This window comes from Pantoea sp. X-Soil-ISGK-275 (assembly GCF_059730795.1).
In genome coordinates this window covers 301,726-317,012 of sequence record NZ_AP035976.1, presented here as the reverse complement: position 1 = coordinate 317,012, position 15,287 = coordinate 301,726, and the positions used below count along the sequence as shown (strand labels likewise).

At 56.5% G+C, this 15,287-nt stretch carries 9 protein-coding genes and 1 rRNA gene; 4 read left to right on the top strand and 6 right to left on the bottom strand.

Going from position 1 to position 15,287, the window contains the following annotated elements; translation table 11 throughout:
• The first annotated feature begins 35 nt into the window (after positions 1–35).
• The 3 genes from AC6I8A_RS01395 to AC6I8A_RS01385 are packed head-to-tail and all read left to right on the top strand — an operon-like array spanning position 36 to position 3,507.
• On the top strand, positions 36–683 hold the full coding sequence (locus AC6I8A_RS01395; RefSeq protein ID WP_497817904.1) for a YjbF family lipoprotein: 648 nt from the start codon (positions 36–38) through the stop codon (positions 681–683).
• Positions 680–1,417: a capsule biosynthesis GfcC family protein gene (locus AC6I8A_RS01390; protein WP_497817903.1), complete on the top strand. Its 738-nt coding sequence runs from the start codon at positions 680–682 to the stop codon at positions 1,415–1,417. Before AC6I8A_RS01395 ends, AC6I8A_RS01390 begins: the two co-directional genes overlap by 4 nt.
• Positions 1,417–3,507, top strand: a complete 2,091-nt coding sequence (locus AC6I8A_RS01385; RefSeq protein WP_154154801.1) for a YjbH domain-containing protein — start codon at positions 1,417–1,419, stop codon at positions 3,505–3,507. Before AC6I8A_RS01390 ends, AC6I8A_RS01385 begins: the two co-directional genes overlap by 1 nt.
• Before the next feature lie 691 nt (positions 3,508–4,198).
• On the opposite strand, the gene metH is transcribed toward AC6I8A_RS01385, so the two are convergent.
• Positions 4,199–7,882, bottom strand: coding sequence for a methionine synthase (gene metH / locus AC6I8A_RS01380; protein ID WP_497817902.1), 3,684 nt, complete (start codon positions 7,880–7,882; stop codon positions 4,199–4,201).
• A 197-nt stretch (positions 7,883–8,079) separates the two neighbouring features.
• Between metH and iclR the strand changes: the two genes are divergently transcribed.
• Positions 8,080–8,913, top strand: a complete 834-nt coding sequence (gene iclR / locus AC6I8A_RS01375) for a glyoxylate bypass operon transcriptional repressor IclR (RefSeq protein ID WP_008109838.1) — start codon at positions 8,080–8,082, stop codon at positions 8,911–8,913.
• Here iclR and aceK read toward each other — a convergent pair.
• The 5 genes from aceK to rrf all read right to left on the bottom strand — a co-directional run bounded on the left by aceK (position 8,910) and on the right by rrf (position 15,188).
• Entirely contained in the window at positions 8,910–10,643 is a 1,734-nt protein-coding gene (aceK, locus tag AC6I8A_RS01370; protein WP_479490275.1) for a bifunctional isocitrate dehydrogenase kinase/phosphatase, read from the bottom strand. The two genes, iclR and aceK, sit on opposite strands and share 4 nt — an antisense overlap.
• Before the next feature lie 51 nt (positions 10,644–10,694).
• Positions 10,695–11,996, bottom strand: coding sequence for an isocitrate lyase (gene aceA, locus AC6I8A_RS01365; protein ID WP_265300563.1), 1,302 nt, complete (start codon positions 11,994–11,996; stop codon positions 10,695–10,697).
• 16 nt (positions 11,997–12,012) lie between these two features.
• Positions 12,013–13,611, bottom strand: coding sequence for a malate synthase A (gene aceB, locus AC6I8A_RS01360; RefSeq protein ID WP_497817901.1), 1,599 nt, complete (start codon positions 13,609–13,611; stop codon positions 12,013–12,015).
• 265 nt (positions 13,612–13,876) lie between these two features.
• Entirely contained in the window at positions 13,877–14,806 is a 930-nt protein-coding gene (metA, locus tag AC6I8A_RS01355; protein WP_101763126.1) for a homoserine O-acetyltransferase MetA, read from the bottom strand.
• Between the two features lie 266 nt (positions 14,807–15,072).
• Positions 15,073–15,188, bottom strand: a 5S ribosomal RNA gene (gene rrf / locus AC6I8A_RS01350).
• Between the last annotated feature and the right edge of the window lie 99 nt (positions 15,189–15,287).

Below are 15,287 nucleotides of genomic sequence, written 5' to 3'. Positions count from 1 at the left end.
ATTTTTTGCTTGGCTTATTTAGACAGGGATACACAGTGCGCCGACTCTCTTTGCTACTTCTTTGCCTGTTGTTGCAGGCCTGCACACAAACGCAAAAAGGCCTTGAACAAACCGTGATGCTGGCCGTGAACGGCCCGGATGATGTCACGGTCAGCGACGAACAGGTTGCTAACCTGCCCTACGCCAGCCTCTATGCCCGCATCAATCAAGGTCCGCGCATTTTCGTGGTGCTCGGTTACAACGAAAACGGCCAACAGAAGTGGATCACCCAGGATAAAGCGATGCTGGTGATGCAGCATGGCCGCCTGATCAAAACCCTGGGGTTACCGAGCAATCTCACTGACGTCAGTAACCTGGCGCAGGATCCGCTCGCCGATGCGCTGCATCTGCAAAACGGTGCCAGCTGGACGCGCGTGGTGCAGTGGCGCGAGCAAGACAAAGTGCGTGCCGCCACTGCCGTCTCACGTTTAGATCGCGGTGACGATACGGTGCTGGATATCGCCGGTGAACGCGTGCCATGCCGCGTCTGGCATGAAACCGTGCGCATGGAGAGCGTGGGCGCGGAGTGGCAGAACACCTTCTGGATCGATAACCGCGATGGCACGGTGCTGCAGGCCAATCAGATGCTGGCCGCCGATGCCTTCCCAGTTGAAACCACTATTCTGAAGCCGGCGAAATCATGAAAAAAATAACTCCAATGCTGGCAGCGTTAACGCTGCTCACGGCAGGCCACGCGCTGGCGGCGGCGCACGTCACCGTACACGACCTGCAGGGAAAAAACACTCTGCAAATCAACGATGCACAGAATCTCAGCCAGTTACTCACCCATCCTGAACTGCGCAGTTGGTGGCCGGGCACCGTGATTGCCGAGCGTGGCGCGACTGCGGTAGCACAGCAGCAGCAGAAACAGCTGCTGGCCGATCTGCGTGCCTGGCAAGCCGACAGCGGCGAGTCTCTGGCCGCAACTATCGGCTCGGTTATCCACCAGCTTGGCGCGATGCAGGTAACGGGCCGCCAGTTCACCTCGCTCGATCCCGACGCCGTGCGCCTGCGTCCACAGGATAACCGCACGCTGCAAGGCAGCTATGATCTCTACGCGCTGGCGCCGCCGACGCAGGTGTTGGTACTGGGGGCGTTGAGCAATCCGGGTAAAGAGAGCTGGCAGCCGGGCCGTGAAGTGCGTGATTACCTCGACGGCCACGATCGCCTTTCCGGCGCGGAACGTAGCTATGCCACGGTGATTGCACCGTCCGGCAGCACTCAGCAAGTGCCGGTCGCGTACTGGAATCATCGCCATATCGAAGTGGAACCCGGCAGCATCATCTGGCTCGGTTTCACCTCATGGAGCTTGCCATGGGGCCAAAGCGATTTAAATGCGCGCATGCTTTCCGTTCTGACTCACCGGATACCAGACTGATGAAAAAACAATTACTTCTCAGCCTGTTGGCTGCTTCTGTTTCCGCCGCTTGCCAGGTACATGCGGAAACCTGGCCTGAACCGGTCGGCCCTTCGCAATCAGATTTTGGTGGCGTTGGTCTGATGCAGACGCCGACCGCGCGGATGGCGAAAGAGGGCGAATTTAGCGTCAACTTCCGCGATAACGATCAATATCGCTACTATTCCGCCTCACTGCAGCTGTTCCCGTGGCTGGAAACCACCGTGCGTTATACCGATGTGCGTACCCGCCGTTACAGCGCGGTGGAAGGCTTTAGCGGCAACCAAAGCTATAAAGATAAAGCCTTCGATGTGAAGCTACGTTTATGGCAGGAGAGCTATTGGTTGCCGGAAGTGGCGGTTGGCTCGCGCGACTTAGGCGGCACCGGCTTGTTCGACAGCGAATATTTGGTGGCCAGCAAAGCGTGGGGGCCATTCGATTTCAGTCTCGGTATTGGCTGGGGTTATCTCGGCAACAGCGGCACCCTTAAAAATCCATTTTGCTCCTACAGCGACAGCTATTGCAGCCGCAGTGGCGGCGGCGAAACCGGCACCATCAACGGTTCACAGATGTTCCACGGCCCGGCAGCGCTGTTTGGCGGCGTGGAATACCAAACGCCGTGGCAGCCGTTGCGCCTCAAGCTGGAGTACGAAGGTAACGATTATCAGGATGATTTCGCCGGTCGCCTGGAGCAACGTAGCAAGGTTAACGTCGGTGCGATTTATCGCATCACCGACTGGGCGGACATCAACGCCAGCTACGAGCGCGGCAACACCTTTATGTTCGGCTTTACTCTACGCACCAACTTCAACGATCTGCATCAGTCGCACATCGATAGCGAGAAGCCAGCCTACAACCCGCAGCCACAGGGCGACCTGTTGCAGCCAACGGTGGTGGCGAACCAGTTGACCGATCTGAAGTACAACGCGGGACTGAATGGCCCACATATTCAGACCAAAGGCAGCACGCTGTATGTCTCTGGCGAGCAGACCAAATATCGCGACACGCGCGAAGGTGTCGATCGCGCCAATCGCATCATCATGAACAACCTGCCGGCTGGCATCGATACCATCGACGTCACCGAGTCGCGCTTTAATATGCCGCAGGTCAGCACGCGCACCAACGTTGCCAGCCTGCACAACGAGCTGACGGGTTATCCGCTGGGCCATGAACAGCCGCTGCAGCAGACGCGTGAAGATCCGGTGGATCCCGGCACCACCGAGCAAGGTTTCTTTATCCGCAAAGATCGCCTGAACTACAGCCTGTCGCCAGTGCTCAATCAGTCGGTTGGTGGACCAGAAAGCTTCTACATGTATCAGGTTGGCGTAATGGCCAATGCCGATTACTGGCTTACCGATCACCTGTTGGTCGGCGGCAGTCTGTTTGGCAACATCGCCAATAACTACGACAAGTTCAACTACAACGGCGCTCCAGCGGATTCCACACTGCCGCGCGTGCGCACGCACATTCGTGATTACGTTGAGAACAACGTTTACGTTAACGACCTGCAAGCCAACTACATGCATGCGCTGGGCAACGGTTTCTACGGCCAGGTTTACGGCGGTTATCTGGAAACCATGTACGGCGGCGTCGGCGGCGAAGTGCTGTATCGTCCGATTGATAGCAACTGGGCATTCGGTGTTGATGCCAACTACGTGAAGCAGCGTGATTGGGACAACATGATGCAGTTCACCGATTACAAAGCGCCAACCGGAAATCTGACGGCGTATTGGCGCCCATGGTTTATGCAGGATGTGTTGGTGAAGGCCAGCGTCGGGCAGTATCTGGCGAAGGATAAAGGCGTGACGCTGGATGTGTCGAAGCGCTTTGACAGCGGCGTGATGGTTGGTTTCTATGCCACTAAAACTAACGTCTCTGCCGAACAGTATGGCGAAGGTACCTTCACCAAAGGCTTCTACATTTCGGTGCCAATGGACCTGTTTACCGTGACACCAACGCGTGGCCGTGCACAGGTGAACTGGGTGCCGTTGACGCGTGATGGCGGTCAGATGTTGGGCCGTAAATATCAGCTATATGACCTGACGTCAGATCGGGATGCGCGGTTTAATTAATTGATTCATTTGAATTAATCGTAAGGTCGGCATTAATGCCGACCTTTTTAATTTGTGCTTGCATGTAAGAAGGTCGCCATGAATGGCGTCATGCTTGTCAGTTAATAAAGCATTTTGCTTTAAGTAGTTAGCGGGCGCTGACACATCTGCTGCGTCACGGGCCGTCCTCGCGCCGCTAGCGCGGTGCCTTCGGCTTCCACGTTGTGCCAACGGACCGTCCGGGGATCGGCCGTCCTGGCCGGCCCCGAACTGCCTCACGCATCCATGCGTGAGGCTCATGGCCCAACGTAAAAGCCTCAGCGCTGCGGATAGCCCTTTTGCCGCAGCAGACGCGCCAGCGCCTGTGGTAAATGTGCCCCTTTCAACAATTCGCACTGAAGTTTAAGCAGGCCGGGGCCGCTTTTGGGCAGGCAATCCGCAGCGCTGAACGAAGCAAGGAAGCCAGGAGAGCCCGCAGGACGCGGGCGAAAGGCGGAGCCGGGGCAGGACGTCCCGTCTCCGCCGGTCCGTCAGGCAGACGAGCGAAGTGAAGGTACCGCGCTAGCGGCGCGAGGACCGCCGGACCAAAAGTGACTCCGGCCTGCGCACTCGCCGCTGGCTTAACTGACAAGCATTAAGCCATTTATGGCGACCTTTTTAATTTGTGCATACATATAGAAGGTCGCCATGAATGGCGACCCTACGAGATGCGTTAATCCGCGTCGTAACCCAGGTTCGGCGCCAGCCAGCGTTCGACTTCGGTGACGCTCATGCCTTTACGCGCTGCGTAATCTTCTACCTGATCGCGTTGAATCTGCGCCACGGCGAAGTATTTGCTGTCGGGATGGCTGAAGTACCAGCCGGAAACCGCCGCGCCTGGCCACATGGCGAACGATTCGGTCAGCTTCATGCCGGTGTGTTTTTCCACATCCAGCAATTGCCAAATCGGCGCTTTCTCGGTGTGTTCCGGACAAGCCGGATAACCCGGCGCGGGACGAATGCCCTGATAATTCTCGCGAATCAGCTCTTCGTTGCTGAGATTTTCATGGGCGGCAAAGCCCCAAATCACCTTACGCACGCGCTCGTGCAGATACTCGGCAAAGGCTTCGGCCAGACGATCTGACACCGCTTTCACCATGATTTTGTTGTAATCATCGTGCTGCTTGTCGTATGCCTCGGCCAGCGCATCTTCCTCAATCCCGGCTGTAACAGCAAACGCGCCGAGATAATCAGCTTTGCCGCTGGATTTCGGTGCAACAAAATCGGCTAAACAGTAGTTGGCGAAGTCGGTTTTTTCGGTCTGCTGACGCAAGTGATGGCTCACGCACAGCACCTGATTGCGGTTCTCATTGCTGTAGATTTCAATGTCATCGCCGACACGGTTAGCTGGGAAAATCCCCACCACGCCGCGTGGATTGAGCGTGCCAGTCTCACTCAGCATATCGAGCATGGCGTTGGCGTCGGCAAACAGGCGTTTGGCCTCTTCGCCCACCACTTCATCTTCCAGAATGCGCGGATACTTGCCGGCCAATGACCAGGTCATAAAGAACGGCGTCCAGTCGATGTAATTACGCAGCGTTTCAATGCTGGCTTCGACCGGGCTCACGCCGAGACGATGCGCCACTGGCGGCGTATAGCTTTCCCAGTCGATGGCGTAATCATTATCGCGCGCGGTTTGCAGGCTTACCGGCGGGGTGCGCGGCTTTTTACGCCCATGCTGAATGCGCACCGTGTCGTACTCTTTACGCGTGCGCGCCACGAAATCCTCTTTCAGCGTCTCGGAGAGCAGCGATGACACCACGCCCACGGTACGCGAGGCGTTCTGCACGTAGACAGTTGGGCCGCTGTAGTTCTGTTCGATCTTCACGGCGGTATGCGCTTTAGAGGTGGTCGCGCCACCAATCAACAGCGGGATGGTGAAGCCCTGACGCTCCATCTCTTTCGCCACGTTGACCATTTCATCCAGCGACGGCGTGATCAGGCCGGAAAGCCCGATGATATCGGCGTTCTCAGCGATCGCGGTTTTGAGGATTTTGTCGCTCGGCACCATGACGCCGAGGTCGATAATTTCGTAGTTGTTACATTGCAGCACCACACCAACGATGTTTTTGCCGATGTCATGCACGTCGCCTTTCACCGTCGCCAGTACGATCTTGCCGTTACTTCGTCCGGCTTCTTTACTCGCCTCGATATAAGGTTCGAGGTACGCCACCGCTTGCTTCATCACGCGCGCCGATTTCACTACCTGCGGCAGGAACATTTTGCCCTCGCCGAACAGATCGCCGACCACGTTCATGCCGGACATCAGCGGCCCTTCGATTACCTGAATCGGACGTTCATAGCCCTGACGCGCCTCTTCAGTATCCAGCTCAATGAATTCGGTGATGCCTTTAACCAGCGAATATTCCAGACGCTTAACCACGTCCCAGCTGCGCCATTCGGCTTGCTGTTTCTCCTGCTCGCCATCGCTTTTGCTGCCGCGATACTTCTCCGCCAGCTCCAACAAGCGCTCGGTGCCGTCGTCACGGCGGTTCAGCACCACGTCTTCCACCGCGTCGCGCAACTCGGCAGGCAGATCGTCATAAATCGCCAGCTGACCGGCGTTGACGATGCCCATGTCCATGCCGTTGCGAATGGCGTAATAGAGGAACACCGCGTGAATGGCTTCGCGCACCGGTTCGTTACCACGGAACGAGAACGACACGTTGGAGACGCCGCCGGAGATCATCGTGTGCGGCAGTTCGCGCTTGATGTCTTCACAAGCGCCGATGAAATCCATCGCGTAGTTATTGTGTTCTTCAATGCCGGTCGCCACGGCAAAAATATTCGGATCGAAAATGATGTCTTCAGGCGGGAAACCGACCTCTTCGGTCAGGATCTTGTAGGCGCGACGACAGATCTCGATTTTGCGTGCACGCGTATCCGCCTGGCCCACTTCATCAAACGCCATCACCACCATCGCGGCGCCATAACGACGTACTTTGCGCGCGTGCTCGATGAAGGGTTCAACGCCCTCTTTCATCGAGATGGAGTTGACGATGCCTTTGCCCTGAATGCACTGCAGGCCTTTCTCGATCACTTCCCATTTCGAGGAGTCGATCATGATCGGCACGCGTGCGATATCGGGTTCGCCCGCGATCAGATTGAGGAAGCGCACCATCGCCGCTTCCGCATCCAGCATGCCTTCATCCATGTTGATATCGATGATTTGCGCGCCGCTCTCCACCTGCTGGCGCGCCACATCCAGCGCTTCGTTATATTTCTCTTCTTTAATCAGGCGCTTGAACTTGGCTGAGCCGGTGACGTTGGTACGTTCGCCGACGTTGACGAACAGCGAATCAGCCTGAATATTCAGCGGTTCAAGCCCGGCTAAGCGGCAGGCAACCGGAATCTTTGGCAACTGGCGCGGCGCAACGCCGTCTACCGCTGCCGCCATCGCCGCGATGTGTTCTGGCGTGGTGCCGCAGCAGCCGCCGATAATATTGAGGAAACCGGCGCGCGCCCATTCGCCAATTTGCTCGGCCATAATCGCCGCATCGAGATCGTATTCACCAAAGGCGTTGGGCAAGCCGGCGTTCGGGTGCGCGGTGACGTAGCCTTCAGCAATACGCGACAGCTCCGCCACATACTGGCGCAGTTCATCCGGGCCCAGCGCACAGTTGAGGCCGAACGACAGCGGTTCGGCGTGACGCAGCGAGTTATAGAAGCCTTCAGTGGTTTGGCCGGAAAGCGTACGACCGGACGCATCGGTGATGGTGCCGGAGATCATCAGCGGCAGCTTCACGCCCATCGCTTCCATCTCGGCCTGCACTGCGTAGATCGCCGCTTTGGCGTTCAGTGTATCGAACACCGTTTCGATCATGATGAGGTCGGAACCACCAGCAATCAGCGCCTGTGTGGATTCACGGTAGGCTTCCACCAGCTGATTAAAGGTTACGTTTCGATAAGCGGGATCGTTGACGTCCGGCGAGATCGAACAGGTGCGGTTAGTCGGGCCCAATACGCCCGCCACATAGCGCGGACGATGCGGCGTTTTCGCCGTCCATTCATCGGCGCTGGCGCGCGCCAGCTTGGCGGCTTCGAAGTTGATCTCCGCCGACAGCGCTTCCATCGCGTAATCGGCCATCGCAATGGTGGTGGCGTTGAAGGTGTTGGTTTCCAGAATATCCGCGCCGGCGGCGAGGTAGGCATCGTGGATTTCGCGGATGACGTCCGGTTTGGTCAGCACCAACAGATCGTTGTTGCCCTTCAAATCAGATGGCCAGTCGGCAAAGCGGCTGCCACGGAAATCCTGCTCACTCAGTTTATAACTCTGGATCATGGTGCCCATGCCACCATCCAGAATCATAATGCGTTGTGCCAGCTGCTGCTGCAGCATTTCTGTTTTGTTGCTCACTCTCGCCCCGTCCACGTCATTGCGTTGGCTAATATGCCAGCCAGACATACTGGCACAACTTGCAGGTGATCAAAAGTCAGCTCAGATGAGACATTTTCAGCTATTAAGCCTTACAGGTCTGACCAGAAAGTCAGCGTTTGCATTAATGCAGTTAAAAACGAAAATGGTTTCCAGCATTGATGCGAATTGGAGACGTTATGGCAACCCCTGCGCCCGTTAAACGCGGCAAGAAACCCCGTGCTACAACGACACCCACCAGCGCGCCTGTCGGCGGGCAAGTACAATCTCTGACGCGCGGCCTGCGCCTGCTGGAGCTGATTGCCGAATCCCACGGCAGCGTGGCGCTGACCGAACTGGCGCAACAGGCCGGTTTACCCAACTCCACCACTCATCGCCTGCTCTCCACCATGCAGCAGCAAGGTTTTGTGCATCAGGTGGGCGATTTAGGTTTATGGACCATTGGTTCGCACGCCTTTGTGGTGGGCAGCAGCTTCCTGCAGAGCCGTAATCTGCTGGCGATTGTCCATCCGCTGCTGCGCAAGCTGATGGAAGATGCCGGTGAGACGGTGAATCTGGCGGTGCTGGATCTCAGCGATTATCAGGCGGTGATCATCGATCAGGTGCAGTGTACGCAGCTGATGCGCATGTCCGCGCCGATTGGTGGCAAGCTGCCGATGCATGCATCCGGCGCGGGTAAAGCGTTTCTGGCGCATCTCAGCGATGAGCAAGTTACCGCGCTGCTGCATCAAAAGGGATTGCATCATTACACGCCGAAAACGCTGATGTCGCCGCACAGCCTGAAGGAAAATCTGGCGCTGATTCGTAAGATGGGCTTTTCACACGATGATGAAGAGCACGCGTTGGGTCTGCGCTGCGTTGCGGCGCCGATTTATGACGAACATGGCGAACCCTTCGCCGCCATCTCGATCTCCGGCCCGATTGCGCGCATGACTGACGACCGCATCACCGAGCTCGGTGCGCTGGTGATCCGCGCCGCCAAACAGGTGACCCAAACCTACTCTGGCCGCTAAGCGGCCACCGAAGCATAGCGCGCGCTGAAACGCTGGCTGGCGCGCCACGCAATCACCTCTTCAATATGCCCTTCGCGGATGCGCGTTTGCAGCGCGCGCCACCAGTTGGGATCAAACAGTTGTGGATGCAGCGCCTGCAGCAGTTTGCCGGTCGACGGTTCGCTGCACAGCGCATAGCGGAAAGTTTCCGGGAACACATCATCCGGCCCAACGCTGTACCACGGCTCGGCCTGCAGCTCATCTTCTTCATAACGCGCCTGCGGCACATCGCGGAACACCAGCTCGGTCATCGGGCGGATTTCGTCGTAATCGTAAAACACCACGCGGCCGTGACGCGTCATGCCAAAGTTTTTGTATAGCATATCGCCGGGGAAAATGTTCGCCGCCGCCAGCTGACGAATCGCATCACCGTATTCGCCAATCGCATGCTGGCGCTGTTCCGGCGAAGCCTGGGACAGCCACAGATTGAGCGGCTCCATGCGACGTTCCAGCCACAAATGGCGGATGATCACCACGTCGTCGCGCAGCTCGATTTTTTCCGGGATATCGCGCTCAAACTCCGCCATCAGTTCAGCCGGAATACGCGCGCGCGGTAACGCAAAGTGTTCAAATTCCTGGGTATCCGCCATGCGACCGACGCGATCATGCTCCTTAACCATGCGATAGCAGTCGCGCACCTGCGCATCGGTGACCTCTTTTTGCGGGGCGAAGCGGTCTTTGATCACCTTAAATACCCGATCAAAACCCGGCAGCGTGAACACCATCATCACCATGCCGCGAATGCCGGGCGCGACGGTAAAATCTTCCTGACTGTGCGCCAGATAGTGCAGATATTCACGATAACACTCGGTTTTGCCGTGCTTCTGGCAACCAATCGCCATGTAGCGTTCAGCCACGGTTTTTCCCGGCAGAATCGGTTGCAGCCACGCCACCAGCGCGGCGGGCACCGGCGCGTACACCATGAAATAGGCGCGGGCGAAGCCAAACACGATGCTGGCATCATCGCTATCGGTGAGACAGGTGTCGATCCACAATCGTCCTGCATCATCGCGCTGAATCGGCAGCAAACAGGGCACCATGCCATCGCTCAGCTGCAGGCGCGCCACGATCCATGCGGTTTTGTTGCGGTAAAACAGCTCGCTGGCGACATCCAGCGTTGCCGTCGCCAGTTGCGCGGCACCAAACTGCTCGTGCAGATGGCGCACAATCCAGCCGATATCGCGCGTTTGATCCTGCCACGTTAAGCGCAGCGGAATGTCATTCAGCACCTGACGCAATGTTTCCTGCCAATTGTGTTGCGGGCGATAAAGACGTGACAACGGACGCTGGGCAACCGGCGCAGGCGCATACGGCTGTGACGGCAAGATAAACAGGCGTTCGGGCGACAGATGACTGTGGCCCTGCAGCCGACAATAGACCGAGTTGAAGAAGCTTTCGGCGATTTCATGGCGCGGATAGCCGGGCAGCAAGGTTTCATAATGGCTTTTCACCCGCAGCCAGAACGCGTCGTCCCAATCCGACGTGTCATTGAGAATGCGCAGCTGGTTGGTGACGAGGCCAACGTGGTGATCGTAGAGGTGGATACGCGCTTTCATGGCCTGCTGCACCGCGTGCCAGTCAGCCTGCTCGAAGCGCTGTTGCGCGCCGGCGGTGATATCCAGAAAGCGGCCATACTGCGCGTCAAAACCTTGCAGGATGGTGTGGGCGATCAGCGATTCTCTCGGTGTCATCGGCAACGCTCCGGGGAAATGGTCGCCATGAATGGCGACCCTACGACGGCTTTAGAATTGCGCGGCTTCGGTGGAACCGGTCAACGCGGTCACTGAGGATTGTCCGCCCTGAATGACATTGGTGACGCGATCAAAATAGCCGGTGCCGACTTCCTGCTGATGCGACGAGAAGGTGTAGCCCTTATCGCGCGCCGCAAACTCTGGCTGCTGCACTTTTTCCACATAATGACGCATGCCTTCGCCCTGCGCATAGGCGTGCGCCAGATCGAACATGTTGAACCACATGCTGTGAATTCCGGCCAGCGTAATGAACTGGAAGCGATAGCCCATTTCGCTCAGCGCCTGCTGGAAACGCGCGATGGTGCGATCGTCGAGGTTCTTCTTCCAGTTGAACGAGGGCGAACAGTTGTAGGCCAGCAGTTTGCCGGGATGCTGTGCGTGGATCGCGTCGGCAAAGCGCTGCGCCATCTCCAGATCTGGCGTCGAGGTTTCGCACCACAGCACGTCGGCATAAGGCGCATATGCCAGCCCGCGGCTGATCGCCTGTTCAATCCCGGCATGGGTGCGGAAGAAGCCTTCTAAGGTGCGCTCGCCGGTGATAAACGCCGCATCGCGCGGGTCGCAGTCTGAGGTGATCAGATCGGCGGCATCCGCATCGGTGCGCGCTAGCAATACTGTCGGGACGTTCATTACGTCTGCGGCCAGACGCGCCGCCACCAGTTTCTGAATTGCTTCCTGCGTCGGGACTAATACCTTGCCACCCATGTGGCCGCACTTCTTCACCGCCGCCAGTTGGTCTTCAAAATGCACCGCGCCGGCACCGGCCTGAATCATCGATTTCATCAGCTCGAACGCATTGAGCACGCCGCCAAAGCCCGCTTCCGCATCGGCGACAATCGGCAGGAAGTAATCAATAAAATCATTATCTTCTGGCGATACACCGCTGGCCCACTGAATTTGATCGGCTCGCTGGAAGCTCTGATTAATCCGCTCCACCACATTTGGCACCGAATTCACCGGATACAGCGATTGGTCGGGATACATCTGCCCGGCCAGGTTAGCATCTGCCGCCACCTGCCAGCCGGAGAGGTAAATCGCCTCTATGCCGGCTTTCGCCTGCTGCACCGCTTGTCCGCCGGTCAACGCGCCGAGGCTGTTGATGTAGCCTTTGCTCGATTCACCATTCAGCAGCGACCAGAGTTTGGTGGCACCGCGCTCCGCCAGCGTACAGGCGGGATTGACCGAGCCGCGCAGATTGACCACATCCTCCGCACTGTACGGACGCGTGATTCCCTGCCAGCGCGCATCATTCCAGCTCGATTCCAGTTGTTTGATCTGTTGCGTACGATTCATCGTCATATCTCCAGGTTCAAGGCAGCAGGCGGTAGCCCGGCAGAGTGAGGAAGGAAACCAGTTCGTCATCGGTGGTGATTTGCGCCATCAGCGCGGCGGCATCGTCGAAGCGTCCATTCTGGAAACGCTCTGCGCCAACGGTTTGCTGCAAGGCAGCCAGCTCTTCCGCCAGTAGCCGTTCAAACAGCGCCACCGTCACCGGTTGGCCATCGCTGAGAATTTGTTTGTGATGAATCCATTGCCAGATGGAGGTACGAGCGATTTCAGCGGTGGCGGCATCTTCCATCAATCCGTCAACCGGTACGCAGCCGTTGCCGCTGATCCAGGCTTCCAGATATTGCAGCGCCACGCGGATGTTGGCGCGCATGCCCGCTTCGGTACGCTTACCGCGACACGGCGCCAGCAGACGCTCGGCGGTGATTGGTGCATCCTGCTCACGTGTGATGTGCAGTTGATTAGGTTGATCGCCCAATCGGCGGTCAAACTCCTCCATCGCGATATCTGCCAGGCCGGGATGCGCCACCCAGGTTCCGTCGTGACCGTTGCCCGCTTCGCGCGCTTTATCTTCCTGCACCTTCTGCGTCACCCATAAATTGCGCTCCGCGTCTTTGCTCGGAATCAGCGCCGACATACCGCCCATTGCCAGCGCACCACGGCGATGACAGGTTCTGATCAGCAGGCGTGAATAAGCATCAAGGAATGGCTGATCCATGCTGATTTGCTGGCGATCCGGCAGGATACGATCGGGATGCTGGCCCAGCGTTTTGATGTAGCTGAAGATGTAATCCCAACGGCCACAGTTCAAGCCCACCACGTGATCGCGCAGTTCCCACAGGATCTCATCCATCTGGAATACCGCCGGCAGCGTTTCGATCAATACCGTGGCTTTGATGGTGCCGCGCGGCAGATCGAAGCGATCTTCACTGAAGCGGAAGATCTCACGCCACCACGCCACTTCAGCGGCATGCTCGGTTTTCGGCAGATAGAACCATGGCGCGTGGCCCTTCTCCAGCAGCGCTTCAACGTTGTGGAAAAAGTAGAGCGCAAAGTCGAACAATCCGCCGGGAATGGCCCGATCGCGCCACTCCACATGCTTTTCATTCAGATGCAGACCCCGTACCCGACACATCAGCAGCGCCGGATTGGCACGCAGCTGGTAGATCTTGCCGGTTTCACTGGTGAAGCTCAGCGTGCCATTGACCGCATCGCGCAAGGTTAATTGTCCATCAACCAGCTTCTGCCAGGTTGGCGCCAATGAATCTTCAAAATCGGCCATGAAGACGTTGACGTTCGCATTGAGTGCGTTGATCACCATTTTGCGATCCGGCGGCCCGGTGATCTCCACGCGGCGATCTTGTAACAGTTGCGGAATAGGACGAACCTGCCACGCATTTTCATGAATGGAAGTGGTTTCCGAATCAAATCCCGGTAACTCACCTTGATCGTAACGCTTCTGGCGTTGCTGGCGTGCCTTCAGCAGGCGTTCGCGCTCTGGTGCGAAACGCACTACTAATGCGTGTACAAAGTCGATCGCTTCTGGGGTAAGCAGCTGCTTTTCCGCGTGGGTAAAGGGCTGGCTGAAGGTTAGCGTATTGCTGATAACCGAGTCTGTCATGCGGGCTGCCTCCTGGGTTGATCCATCGTTTAACGATCGGATCCGGATGTAGGGTGTTTTATAACCTGCAAGATCAGAGCATAATGATTTTTATTTTATTTTCAAAAACTATTTCCATTTTTATATTTATAGTGATTTATCAGATTGATATTTATGTAATTTAATTTCTCGAATTAAAGGCAACTACTTCCACCCCTGAACAGAAGGCAAAAAAAAGCCGCGATAGCTTTCGGCTAGCGCGGCAGGATCAAATCAGATGTTGGAGTTATTCGAGCGTTGGGTTCATTCGACGCAGATCGAACGGCGTGATCTGATAAACGTAGTAGTTCAGCCAGTTGGAAAACAGCAGATTGCCGTGGCTACGCCAGGTGGCGCGCGGCGGCAATTCTGGATTGTCGTGTGGGAAATAGTTGAACGGCACGTCCGGCTGTAGGCCCGCATCGTAATCGCGATGATATTCACCTGAAAGCGTCAAAGCGTCGTACTCAGGGTGGCCGGTGACAAACGCCAGGCGCTTATCTTTGCTTGCCATTAGATACGCGCCGGTTGATTCCGATTCGGCAAACAACTCGAGATCGGTGTAATCGCGGATCAGCTGGCTTGGGAAATCGGCATAGCGTGAATGCGGGGCCAGGAAGTTGTCATCAAAGCCACGCGTCAGTAAAGCATGTGGATGCAGGATTTGGTGCTCATAAACACCGGACAATTTGTTCTGCCGCGTCTGCTTAGGAATGCCATACAGAATGTTGAGTGCCGCCTGAACCGCCCAACAGACAAAGAGCGTGGAGGTGACGTGCTCATTCGCCCAGTGCAGCACGCGCTGGATCTGTGGCCAATACGCGACATCATTGAAATCGACCAATCCCAGCGGCGCGCCGGTCACAATCAGTCCATCGAAATTATCGTTTTGGATGTCTTCAAAGTTGCAGTAGAAGTTGTTCAGATGCTCTGTCGGCGTATTGCGTGACTCGCGGCTATCAATGCGCAGCAGCTGCACATCAATCTGCAACGGTGAGTTTGAGAGCAGGCGCAGGAACTGGTTTTCTGTCTCAATCTTCTTTGGCATCAGGTTAAGAATCAGCACTTTTAGCGGACGGATCTCCTGAACACTGGCGCGCGACGACGTCATGACAAAGACATTTTCATCACGCAAAAAATTCACTGCCGGTAATTCGTCGGGAATCCTGATTGGCATAACCTGCTCACCTCTTACTGATAACCGTATAAACGTTTAGACATCCAGATGCCCGACATTAGCGTGTTATGTCGAGAATGTCGAGTCTTCATGCGGTTTATGAAAATGTTTCAGCTTTAGGTGGGATTTGGGAAAGTCGTTAGGGAGATGAGTATGTCATGTGGCGAATTTTAGCTTCAGGATGGTACTAAATCTGAAGTGTTTTTCTAAATTTCAGACGTAAAAAAGCCCCGAACTTTCGTTCGGGGCTTCTTCACTTAATTGATGCCTGGCAGTTCCCTACTCTCGCATGGGGAGACCCCACACTACCATCGGCGCTACGGCGTTTCACTTCTGAGTTCGGCATGGGGTCAGGTGGGACCACCGCGCTAAAGCCGCCAGGCAAATTCTTTGCGCAAAAACGAATAACATCCGCTTCCGCTAAATCTTTAATCCGTAAAACAAGCTGAAAATACCGGTCTCTCAGACCAAAACGCCTCTG

Bases quoted from the DNA above. Each gene is read 5' to 3' on its own strand.
- AC6I8A_RS01390 (WP_497817903.1), top strand. From the start codon at position 680: ATGAAAAAAATAACTCCAATGCTGGCAGCGTTAACGCTGCTCACGGCA.
- AC6I8A_RS01385 (WP_154154801.1), top strand. From the start codon at position 1,417: ATGAAAAAACAATTACTTCTCAGCCTGTTGGCTGCTTCTGTTTCCGCC.
- iclR (WP_008109838.1), top strand. From the start codon at position 8,080: ATGGCAACCCCTGCGCCCGTTAAACGCGGCAAGAAACCCCGTGCTACA.
- aceK (WP_479490275.1), bottom strand. From the start codon at position 10,643: ATGACACCGAGAGAATCGCTGATCGCCCACACCATCCTGCAAGGTTTT.
- aceA (WP_265300563.1), bottom strand. From the start codon at position 11,996: ATGAATCGTACGCAACAGATCAAACAACTGGAATCGAGCTGGAATGAT.
- aceB (WP_497817901.1), bottom strand. From the start codon at position 13,611: ATGACAGACTCGGTTATCAGCAATACGCTAACCTTCAGCCAGCCCTTT.
- metA (WP_101763126.1), bottom strand. From the start codon at position 14,806: ATGCCAATCAGGATTCCCGACGAATTACCGGCAGTGAATTTTTTGCGT.